The 10,513-nt window shown below is 66.4% G+C and carries 11 protein-coding genes; 8 read left to right on the forward strand and 3 right to left on the reverse strand.

The window, feature by feature from the left end; genetic code table 11:
* Window positions 1-225: hypothetical protein (locus tag Rhe02_RS48485; protein ID WP_203915375.1), on the forward strand; the 225-nt coding region annotated here is incomplete at its 5' end.
* A complete protein-coding gene (locus Rhe02_RS51105; RefSeq protein WP_203915376.1) occupies window positions 222-569 on the forward strand; it encodes a PIN domain-containing protein in 348 nt (115 codons plus the stop codon). The genes Rhe02_RS48485 and Rhe02_RS51105, both read left to right, overlap by 4 nt.
* An 11-nt stretch (window positions 570-580) precedes the next feature.
* Here the strand turns inward: Rhe02_RS51105 and Rhe02_RS48495 are convergent, their stop codons facing one another.
* A complete protein-coding gene (locus Rhe02_RS48495; protein WP_203915377.1) occupies window positions 581-1,195 on the reverse strand; it encodes an IclR family transcriptional regulator domain-containing protein in 615 nt (204 codons plus the stop codon).
* Between the two features lie 22 nt (window positions 1,196-1,217).
* Here Rhe02_RS48495 and Rhe02_RS48500 point away from each other — a divergent pair, with 22 nt between their 5' ends.
* Genes Rhe02_RS48500 through rlmB form a run of 3 tightly spaced genes read left to right on the forward strand, consistent with a single transcriptional unit; the run spans window position 1,218 to window position 4,370 of the window.
* Window positions 1,218-1,880 carry an HAD family hydrolase gene (locus Rhe02_RS48500; protein WP_203915378.1) on the forward strand — a complete coding sequence of 221 codons (663 nt, stop codon included), beginning with the start codon at window positions 1,218-1,220 and terminating at the stop codon, window positions 1,878-1,880.
* A complete protein-coding gene (cysS, locus tag Rhe02_RS48505) occupies window positions 1,871-3,289 on the forward strand; it encodes a cysteine--tRNA ligase (protein ID WP_203915379.1) in 1,419 nt (472 codons plus the stop codon). The genes Rhe02_RS48500 and cysS overlap by 10 nt, the downstream gene beginning before the upstream one ends.
* Window positions 3,279-4,370, forward strand: a complete 1,092-nt coding sequence (gene rlmB, locus Rhe02_RS48510) for a 23S rRNA (guanosine(2251)-2'-O)-methyltransferase RlmB (protein ID WP_203915380.1) — start codon at window positions 3,279-3,281, stop codon at window positions 4,368-4,370. Before cysS ends, rlmB begins: the two co-directional genes overlap by 11 nt.
* Window positions 4,371-4,373: 3 nt before the next feature.
* On the opposite strand, the gene Rhe02_RS48515 is transcribed toward rlmB, so the two are convergent.
* Window positions 4,374-5,750, reverse strand: a complete 1,377-nt coding sequence (locus tag Rhe02_RS48515; protein WP_203915381.1) for a class II fumarate hydratase — start codon at window positions 5,748-5,750, stop codon at window positions 4,374-4,376.
* Window positions 5,751-5,784: 34 nt separating this feature from the next.
* Here Rhe02_RS48515 and Rhe02_RS48520 point away from each other — a divergent pair, with 34 nt between their 5' ends.
* Window positions 5,785-6,963 carry an aldehyde dehydrogenase family protein gene (locus tag Rhe02_RS48520; RefSeq protein WP_203915382.1) on the forward strand — a complete coding sequence of 393 codons (1,179 nt, stop codon included), beginning with the start codon at window positions 5,785-5,787 and terminating at the stop codon, window positions 6,961-6,963.
* A gap of 5 nt (window positions 6,964-6,968) precedes the next feature.
* Here the strand turns inward: Rhe02_RS48520 and Rhe02_RS48525 are convergent, their stop codons facing one another.
* Window positions 6,969-8,894 (reverse strand): elongation factor G, encoded by a 1,926-nt coding sequence (locus Rhe02_RS48525; protein WP_203915383.1) that lies wholly within the window; start codon window positions 8,892-8,894, stop codon window positions 6,969-6,971.
* Between the two features lie 152 nt (window positions 8,895-9,046).
* Between Rhe02_RS48525 and Rhe02_RS48530 the strand changes: the two genes are divergently transcribed.
* Window positions 9,047-9,469: a GNAT family N-acetyltransferase gene (locus Rhe02_RS48530; RefSeq protein ID WP_239124567.1), complete on the forward strand. Its 423-nt coding sequence runs from the start codon at window positions 9,047-9,049 to the stop codon at window positions 9,467-9,469.
* A gap of 137 nt (window positions 9,470-9,606) precedes the next feature.
* On the forward strand, window positions 9,607-10,503 hold the full coding sequence (locus Rhe02_RS48535; RefSeq protein WP_203915384.1) for a bile acid:sodium symporter family protein: 897 nt from the start codon (window positions 9,607-9,609) through the stop codon (window positions 10,501-10,503).
* The last annotated feature ends 10 nt before the right edge of the window (window positions 10,504-10,513 follow it).

The following is a 10,513-nucleotide window of genomic DNA, read 5'->3' on the forward strand; positions in this document are numbered from 1 at the left end:
ATGGGTGCAGAGCAAAGGCCGCAGCAACCCATACCCCTGCCAGCGGTTCCCGCCGTCGCTGAAGCTCGCAGTCAGTCGTTGGCTGGTCTCCTGCGCGATTTGATGGCCGAGGAAGCCGCTATGCCATCGATCAATGAGGTGATGACGACGATCGCTGGTCGCGAACCCGTCGACGTCTCCGCAGAAGAGATCCGCGAGATGATCGAAGATGGACGTCGCTGGTGACCGTCGTTGTCGATACATCGATCGTCATTCGCCTGCTGGCCAACAATCGTGGTGATGAGCTTCTCCGACAACGCTTGGCACGACGTGTTCACGCACCAGCGCTGATCTACGCAGAGGTGTCGTCAGTGGTGAGGGGTCTGTCCGTAACCACCAAACCAAACAAACGAACTACCGATGAACGCGCTCACCAGATGCTCGCGGACTATGCCGGCCTAAGAAGCGGTCATCCAGCACTATCCGTAGTTGCTCATAGGCGACCGTTGACCGGGGTTGGGAGGGTGGGGAGCACGGACGGATGTGCCGCGCGGGAGCATGCGGTGAATGACCACTGGTTAGCGGCGTAGATAAAAAAGGGCTAAGCGAGGGCTTTGGCGATGGTGGCGGCTGCTTGCTGGACCAGGGGGCCGACTGTGGGTTCGTCCAGGCGGGCTAGGGAGACTACGCCGACGCTGGCAGTGAGGCCGGGGACGTCGAGGACCGGTGCGGCTAGGCCGAATGCGCCGGGTTGGAGTTCGCCTTCGCTTATTGCCCAACCTTGCGCGAGGGACAGTGCGCGGCCGGCGGCGCCCAGGTGGATGGGGTGGCGGGAGCCTACGCGGTAGGCGACGTGGAACATGGTGGCGCTGGGCTCGACGACCGCTACCGCGACCGCGTCTGCGGCGTCGGCGATGGTGAGGTGGGCGGTGGCGCCGACCCGGTCGGCCAGGCGGCGTAGGGCGGGGAGGGCGGCGTCGGCCAGGAGAGGCTGGGCGCGGCGGGCCAGGTGCAGGAGGCCTACGCCGATGCGCAGGCGGCCGGTGGCGTCGCGGCGCACGAGGGAATGTTCGATCAGGGTGGCGGCCAGGCGGTAGACCACGGCGCGGCCCACGCCGAGGCGCGCTGCGGCCTCGGTCACAGTGATCCCGCCTGGGGCGTCCGTGACCAGGGAAAGCAGGCGAATGCCACGATCCAGGGTCTGCGCAGTATCCACCGGGACAGGGTACTTTTTTCTGATGATCGCGACGGTGGCCTTTGACGCAGACGAAACCCTGGTGGACACCCCGGCGGCGGTGACGGCTGGGCTCACCGCGCTGGTCGGCGAGCTTGCTGTGCCCGATCTGACCGTGGAGGCGTTTCGCACCGACGCGAATGACTGCTGGGCGGAGATACCGGAGAAGTCGGCGCGGGAGATCCGCACGGTCGCGACCCTGCGGACATTGAAGCGCTTCGGTCTTGGCCACGAGCTGGAGCGGATGATCGAGATCTTTTTCGAGGTGCGCTTCGCCAACTCGCGGCCCTATGCCGGTGTGGTGGAGACGCTGGAGAAGCTGCGTCCCGAGTACCAGCTGGGCTACGCCACGAACGCGAACAGCGAAGCTCACCGATGCGGGTTGAAGGACCAGTTCGCGTTTGAGATCTATGCGCTGCGCACGGGCATCCCGAAGAAGCCGGCTGTGGCGTTCTACGCGGCCGTGGCGGAAGCGGCCGGCGATCGCCCGGAGGAGATCGTCTACGTCGGTGACTCCTATGAGCACGACATCGTGGGCCCGGCGGCCTACGGGATGCGCACCGTGTGGCTGAACAAGAAAGGCCTGCCTGTCCCCGGCGAGACGCAACCGGACGCGGTCATCGATAACCTGATGGAGCTGCCGCGTATCCTTGCAGGGTGGCGCTGAGACTCTATGACACGTTGACCAGGCAGGTGCGCGACTTTGAGCCGCGCGTGGCGGGCCAGGCGTCTGTCTACCTGTGTGGTCTCACCGTCCAGTCGGGCCCACACATCGGTCATCTTCGCTCCGGTGTGAATTACGACGTGCTGCGCCGCTGGCTGGTCCACTCCGGATACGCGGTGACTTTCGTGCGCAACATCACCGACATCGACGACAAGATCCTCGCTAAGTCGCTCGAGCAGGGTCGCCCGTTCTGGTCCATCGCGTACGAGAACGAGGTGAAGCTCAGCGGGTCGTACAGGGCGCTGAACGTGGCGCCGCCCACCTACGAGCCGCGGGCCACCCAGTGCATCCCGGAGATGCAGGTGCTGATCACCGAGCTCATCGAGCGCGGGCATGCCTACGCGGCGAAAGACGGCAGCGGCGACGTGTACTTCTCCGTGTCGTCCTATCCGGACTATGGCGCGCTGTCGAACCAGCGGCCAGACGAGATGCTCGCCGCACCCGACGGACCGGAGCGGGCCAAGAAAGACCCACGCGACTTCGCGCTCTGGAAGGGTGTCAAGCCGACCGAGCCACAGGACGCGTACTGGCCATCGCCGTGGGGGCGGGGCCGGCCGGGCTGGCACATCGAATGCTCGGCGATGACTTTCCGTTTCCTGGGCCCGGAGTTCGACATCCACGGCGGCGGCACAGACCTCGTCTTCCCGCACCACGAGAACGAGATGACCCAGTCCCGCGCGGCCGGGCACGACTTTGCCGCTTTCTGGCTGCACAACGGGATGGTCGACCTCGGCGGCGAGAAGATGGCCAAGTCGGTCGGCAACGTCATCGACGTCGCGGCGGTGCAGGAACGAGGCATCCGCCCGGTCGAGCTGCGCTACTACATGCTCGCCCCGCACTACCGCGCCCGGATCGAGTTCAGCTGGGGCGCCCTGGACGAGGCGGCCACCGCCTACCAGCGCATCGAGGGCTTCGTGCAGCGGGCCAGCGAGGTCGGCGAGGTCGAGCCGAGCGTGGTGTGCGCGGAGTTCGAAGAGGCGATGAACGACGACCTGAACACCTCGGCCGCGCTGGCCGCGATCCACGAGGTGGTCCGCGAGGGCAACACCGCACTCGCCGCGGGCGAGGTCAAGACCGCGGTGGGGGCAGCCCGAAGCGTGCGCGCGATGCTGGGCCTGCTCGGGCTCGACCCGCAAGACCCGGCCTTCACGACCGGTGGCGATCAGGGCATGCGCGAAACCGTTGACGCACTGGTGTCCCTGGCGCTGCAGCAGCGCACCTCGGCCCGGGAGCGCAAGGATTGGGCCGCGGCCGACGCGGTCCGCGATCAGCTTAAGCAAGCAGGAGTGGCCGTCGAGGACACACCACAAGGTCCAAGATGGACGATCGGAGCCGACCGTAATGGCGGGTAATTCCCAACGCCGCAACACCCGTCAGACCAGCAAAGCTGGTGCCCCTAAAGGAACCGGCGGCAAGAACAAGGACACCCTGAAGGGCCGGGGCAAGACCCTGCCCGCCGACGAGCGTCCGTGGCACAAGGGGTATTCGGGCACAGAGAAGCTTCCGTCGAAGACTGCGTGGAAGCAGGACAAAGAAAAGAAGGCGGCGGCCACCGAGGGGCGCGCCCCGAAGATCGGCAAGCCCGGGACGAAGGACACCACCTGGGGCCGCGGCGGCAGCGGCCGGAGGTCGCCCGTGCCGACCCGAACCAGGGTCGCGCCGGGGCGAAAGTCGCAGACCCCTAAGGACGCGCCGGAGTTGCTGGTTGGGCGCAATCCCGTGGTCGAAGCGCTACGCGCCCACGTCCCGGCGACCGCGCTGTATGTGGCGCAAGGCATCGACATCGATGAGCGGGTGAGTGAGGCGGTGCGCACCAGCGCCGACCGGGCGATCGCGATTCTCGAAGTGAGCCGGGCCGAGCTGGACAGGCTGACCGGAGGCGTGCTGCATCAAGGGCTGGGCCTGCAAGTGCCGCCCTACGTCTACGAGCCGTTCGAGGACCTGTTGGCCACTGCGCTGGAGCACCCGGCGCCGCTGCTCGTGGCGCTTGACGGGGTCACCGATCCACGCAACCTCGGCGCCGTGATCAGGTCGGCTGCAGCCTTTGGGGCGCAAGGGGTCTTCATGCCCGAGCGGCGCGCTGCCGGGATGACCGCGACGGCTTGGCGCACCAGCGCGGGCGCGGCGGCACGCACCCCGGTCTCCCAGATCACCAACCTGACCCGTGCCCTGAAGCAGGCGCAGCAGGAAGGCTTTGTGGTGGTGGGCCTGGACGCCGACGGCGAAACCTCGCTCTACGACCTGGAAGCCGCGGTCGGCCCGCTCGTCATCGTGGTCGGGTCGGAGGGGCGCGGGCTTTCCCGCCTGGTCGGCCAGACCTGCGACATGCGGGTCACCATCCCGATGACTACCAACGTCGAGTCGCTCAACGCTTCCGTCGCCGCGGCGGTCACGCTCGCGGAGGTGGCCCGCCGCCGGTCACGTCTGGGCTGAGTTTCAGGCGGGCGGCCGGGTCATGGCGAGGACATCCAGCGCCTCGTCGAGCTGGCCGGCGGTGATGGTGCCCCGGTCGACGTGGCCGCGCTCGATGACGACGTCGCGGATCGACTTGGATTCCTTCAGCGCCTGTTTGGCTATGGCGGCTGCTTCTTCGTACCCCACAAAGCGGTTGAGGGGTGTGACAACGCTTGGCGAACCTTCCGCGTAGGCGCGGCAGATCTCCTCGTTGGCTTGGATCCCGGCAACGCAGCGCGAGGCCAGCAGGGCCGAGGCACGGCTCAGCAAAGTGATCGACTCGAGCAGGTTGCGGGCGATCACCGAAAGCATGACATTGAGCTCGAAATCGCCCTGCGAGCCTGAAAAGGCCACGGCCGCATCGTTTCCGATGACCTGGGCACAGACCTGGCGTACCGACTCGCAGATGACCGGGTTCACCTTGCCCGGCATGATCGATGACCCGGGCTGCAGATCGGGGAGCTGGATTTCGCGCAGCCCCGCGCGCGGGCCCGAGCCCATCCAGCGCAGATCGTTGGCGATCTTGTAGAGCGACACGGCTGCGGTGCGCAGCTGCCCCGAAAGCTCGACCAGCGAGTCGCGGGCGCCATGCGCTTCGAAATGGTTCTCGGCCTCGACGACCATCGGCAGGTGGGCGTAGACCGCCCGGCGGAAAGCGCTCGTGGTGTTCACTCCGGTGCCCACGGCTGTGCCGCCGAGCGGGAGCTCCCGCAACCTGGGCAGCACCGAGTCGACGCGGTCGATCGCGCGGCGCACCTGCTGGGCGTAGCCGGAGAACTCCTGGCCAAGCGTGACCGGCGTGGCGTCCATGAGATGGGTCCGGCCCGACTTGACCACCTGCGTGAACTCCACCGCTTTGGTGTCCAGCGCCTGAACCAGGCTCTTCATCGACGGCTTGAACTCGGTTTCGAGGAGGTTCAGCGCGGCGAGATGGATCGCCGACGGGAAGACGTCGTTACTCGACTGCGAGGCGTTCACGTGATCGTTGGCGTGCACGGCGCGGCCGAGTTTCTCGCCCGCGAGGCGGGCCAGGACCTCGTTCATATTCATATTGGTCGAAGTGCCGGAACCGGTCTGGAACACGTCGATGGGAAAGTGCGGCGCGTGATCGACGTCTTGGATCAGGCGCGCGGCCTCGGCGATCGCCTCGGCGATCTCGGACGGCACCGCACCCGTTTCCGCATTGGCGAGCGCCGCCGCCTCCTTGATCTGGGCCAGCGCCGTGATCAGCGGATAGGGCAGCGGCTGGCCCGACACCGGGAAGTTCTCCACCGCCCGCTGGGTCTGCGCCCCCCACAGGGCATGGCTGGGCACGTGCACCTCGCCCATCGTGTCGCGCTCGATCCGGTACTCGGTCATGAAGACATCATCCTCTCCCGCTAGCCTGCCCGTCATGAGTCGTGATGCGCTTTACCGCTGCGCCGCAGAGCTGGAAGCCCGTGCCGATGAGGTCGTCGAGGTCATTGGCGCGGAAACGGGCCTGGCCGAGGCACGCCTTCGAGGCGAACTGCAACGCACCGCCGGCCAGCTGCGCCTTTATGCCGACTATGCGGCCAAGCCGTGGCGACGGGAGTCCGACAACATCGTCACCGTTCCGGTCCCGGTCGGCCCGGTCGCCGTTTTCGCCGCCTCCAACTTTCCGCTCGCGTTCGGGGTCCTGGGCGGGGACACCGCCTCCGCGATCGCGGCCGGGTGCCCGGTCGTGGTCAAAACCCATCCGGCTCAGCCGTTGAGCAGCGAGCTGCTGGCTTCCATCGGCTCGGCCACGCTTCCCGGATTCGAAGTGGTCTCCGGTGGTCCCGAGGCGTCTCTTTCCTTGGTACGCGATCCGCGCATCAAAGCCGTGGGCTTCACCGGTTCCCTGGCCGGTGGGCGGGCGCTGATGGACGCCGCCGCCTCGCGTCCCGACCCCATCCCGGTCTACGCGGAGATGAGTTCCATCAACCCGGTCTACGTCCTGCCCGGCTATGACGGCGACCTGGCTGCGCTGGCCGCATCGGTCACCGGCTCGTCCGGTCAGCTGTGCACCAAACCGGGTCTGGTCCTCACCAGCTCGCCCGCCGTGGCGACCGCGCTGGCCACCGCAGTTGCCGCCGGCACCACCCACCGGATGCTCACCCCGGGCATGGCCGCCGCCCACACCGAATGGCTCGCCTCAGCGGGCTCGCTGGGCGAAGTGGTCGCGGGCGCGGGCGACCCGGCCCCGTTCGCTGTCATCGCCAGCGAATGGCACCCCTCCTTCGGCGAGGAACACTTCGGCCCCTCGGTCGTCATCTACGTGGCCGACACCTACCCCGAATGGGAGGGTTCGCTCACCGCGACCATCCTGGCCGGCCCCGCCGACGCCGACGCTGCGCGCAAGCTCCTACCGTCGCTGATGACGCGAGCCGGCCGCATCATCTTCAACGGCGTGCCCACCGGCGTAGCCGTGGTCGAGGCAATGCAACACGGCGGCCCGTGGCCCTCCACCTCCGCGCCCTGGTCCACTTCGGTGGGTCCGGTTGCGGTAGAACGCTTCCGCCGCCCGGTGGCGCTGCAGGGAATTCCATCGGAAATCCTGGACGCCATCTAGCTTGGCTAGCGGCGCTTTGGTGGGGTGCCTCGGACTGGTTGGTGGCCGGCGGGAGCGGACTCGAGGACGCCCTCGCCGCCGGTCAGGTCGGGGAGTCTGTGGTGGAGGTGGTGCACGCTGGAGGCCGGCAGCACCGCGTCGATGGAGATGTCGTCGCCTTGTGCGGCTTGGGCTTCGACGGTCGCGCCCAGTTTGGTCAGGGTGCGCAGGATGGTGCCCAGCGACTCGGCGGGCGCGTCGATGTGGACGTGCGAGAGTGGTTCGCAGACTGCGGTGCCGGCGGCTTCCAGGGCTCGCATGAGCACTATTGGGGTGAGCTTGCGGAAGTCGGCGGCCGTGCTGAGTGGGCCTCTTGTCGACGGCGGGCCGTCGGGCGAGCTGTAGTTTGACGCGATCATGGTGACGGCGCAATCGCTTACGGGCCAGCCATACAGGCCCTCGCGCAAGGTGTCGCGCACGTACTGTTCCATGCTTACGGCGAAGTTATCCAAACTGCCGTAGACGAATTGTGGTACCGAACGAAAGTCGACGTCCAACGCGAAGCTGTTGCCGCTGCCGTGGGGGGCGGGCTCGACCCGTAGCCCGATCGTGGCGCGGAAGGGGTTGCCTTCGGAATTGAGTAATTCCAACGCTTCTCCGGGGCCGGCCGGGCGTTCGATGTAGAGGGTGGTCGTCTCGTGGAAAAGGACGTCGATGCCGAAGTCCGCGGCGAGGGTGGCCTGGATGACCTCCTTTTGGACCTCGCCGTAGAGCGAGACTGCAAGATCCTGATGTGCTTGGCTGGAGCGCACATTGATGAGCGGGTCCTGCTCGACGAGCTGGGCCAGCGCCGAGCGCAGCGCGACATGGTTCTCGTGAGCGACCGGCACTATCACCGCCTCCAGGGTGGGCAAGGCGAAGTGATGTCGTGCGGAGGTGCCGCGGGGCTCGCCGATCGCTTCGCCCACCTTCATCTGGCCGAGCCCCCACAGCTTGCCGATCTCGCCCGCGGCGACGATATCCCGGCGGGCCCAGGCGCCGTCGTCGAAGACGTTTATCCCGGTTACCTTGTCCGGCCCGGCGGAAACCCGGTCACGGGTGCGCAGGGTGCCGGAAAACATTCGTACGTAAGCAATTTTCTCGCCTCCGCCACCGCGCTCGATTTTGAAGATGCTGCCGCTGACCGGCCCGTCGGTGTCGCCCATGGCGGTGGGCAGCAGGCTGGCCACCCCGGCCATCAGCGCCTCGACGCCGGATCCGGTGACGGCCGATCCCGCGTACACCGGGTAGACCAGACCCTGCCCGGTCTGGGCGGCCAACTCGTCGCGCAGGATTTCAGGTGTGAGCGTGGTGTCGTCCTCGATATACGCCTTCAGCAGGCGGTCGCTTTGGGCCGCCAGCGCTTCGATCAGGCCGACCTCGTCTGCTTCCGAAGGGGGGATGACCTGCGCTCCGCGCGTGCCGAGCCCCTCGGCACGGCACATGGGGATCGCGGTGACGCCAAGCCGTTGCCTGATCTGTGCCAGCGTTCGCTCGACATCCGCGCCGACACGGTCAATCTTGTTGAGGAACAGCAGCGTCGGTACGCCCATCCGCTGCAACGCACGCATGAGAACCCGCGTCTGGGGCTGCACGCCCTCCACGGACGAGATCACCAGGATGGCGCCGTCGAGCACGCCCAAAACCCGGTCCACCTCGGCGATGAAATCCGGGTGCCCGGGAGTGTCAATCAGGTTGACCGAGGTGCCGTTGATCGTCAGTGAGACGACTGCCGAGCGGATGGTGATGCCCCGCTGTCTTTCCAGCGCAAGCGAATCCGTCTGCGTCGTGCCATGGTCGACCCGGCCGGGTTCACCTATTACCCCGGCTTCGTAGAGCAGCCGCTCGGAAAGCGTGGTCTTACCGGCGTCGACATGCGCCAGGATCCCGAGGTTGAGTGTGCTGCGGAGCAAACGCCACATCCTTCGAATAGACGGAGAAGTCTTCGATAGCGATGTAGGTTGCTCGCATTGCGCGCCTCCTTGATCCACGGACAGTTGCCGAATTCAGCCAATCACGCCTCGGAGAACTGCGCGAGCGAATAACCGCGCCTAGACTCCGCCGGGTGATCGTTCGCAGAGCCGGTGTGGCGGATGTGGCAGTGCTCGCGGAACTGCGCGGCGTCGAGGAAGACAAGTTCGACGCGTACGCCGGCTGGGTGGCCGCCCATGCGCAGACGCACCTGCCTTTCGTCGCCGAGATCGACGGTGCCGTGGTGGGCGCCGCCTGGCTGCTCATCGCGGAACGGGTGCCCGGCAACGAGTCGCTGGACCGGTTGTACGGCGACATCCAGTCGGTCATGGTCCGCGAGGAGCACCGCAATCGGGGCATCGGCGGTGCGCTGATGGCCGCGATCCTAGCCGAGGCCCGTGAGCGGGGGCTGCTGCACGTGACCGTCCACTCCGGACGCCGCGCGGTCGACTTCTATCTGCGCAACGGCTTCACCCATCACCGCCAGCTCCTCCTCTGGGAGCCGACCGACTCCTGACATGATTGACATAGTCCTGGCGGATGGGCGTAGCGCCAGATAGTAAGAGGCCGATTTTCGTGCGACGCGAAGCCGCTTTGGGGCAGGGTTTGAACCATGGCGGCAGCCCGTAACGGTCACGGCTGAAGGCAGACGATATGACAGGTCAGCCCAGCCAGAGCGTCCTGATCAATGGGTTCGGGGTGCTCTTCGTCATTTTGAATGCGTTCGGCTTAGGCCTCAGGCTCTCGGTTGGCAAGATACTGGCGGAGGCCTTTGCCCATTGGAAGATTGCCGCGTGGGCGCTGGTGATCAATTTCGTGGTGATCCCGTTCCTTTTCATCGGCTATTTGCTGACGATCGCCTCGTCCATTCCTGGAGAGATCAAGGTCGGGTTCTGCGTCGCAGCGCTGTCGGCAGGTATGCCTTTCGCTCCCCTCCTCGCCCGGCTGGCCAAGGCGGATGTCAGCATTTCCACGACGCTGTTAGTGGTCCTGACTGTCGCGACCGTCATCGCCATGCCGCTGGGGTTACCCCTCGCCATCGATGCGGTTGACGCGCAGCTCAAGACCTCGGCCTGGGATGTTGCCTGGCCGCTACTGCTCTTCTTGCTGCTCCCAATGGCTCTCGGGTGCGCCTTCAGGGTCTGGTGGCCCGACCTGACACCGCCATTCGCGCGGTGGGTCGTCCGGGTAGCCGTTCTGTGTCTGCTCTTCAACCTCAACTTCACGCTGGTCGCGTATTGGAATCTGTTCGTGCAAACCTGGGGGACTGAGAGCTATATCGCGGCGCTCGCCGGCCCCTTTATAGGCCTCGGATGCGGCTACCTTCTCGTCACCGGTCTCCGGGTCAAAAATGCGGGAATCAGGCACGCGACCGAGGTGACCACGGCGGTACGAAACATCGGCCCGATGCTCCTGATGATGATCTTTCCTTTTGCGGCCGACCCGCTGGTCACGGTGTCGATCACGATCCTCAACACCATCGGCATCGTGATCGTCGTGCTGTTCGTCCTGATGTGGAGGAAGCGCGCTGTTCCATCAAGGCAGGGCTGAGCTGGGATAA

The organism is Rhizocola hellebori (assembly GCF_016862955.1).
Taxonomy (GTDB): domain Bacteria; phylum Actinomycetota; class Actinomycetes; order Mycobacteriales; family Micromonosporaceae; genus Rhizocola; species Rhizocola hellebori.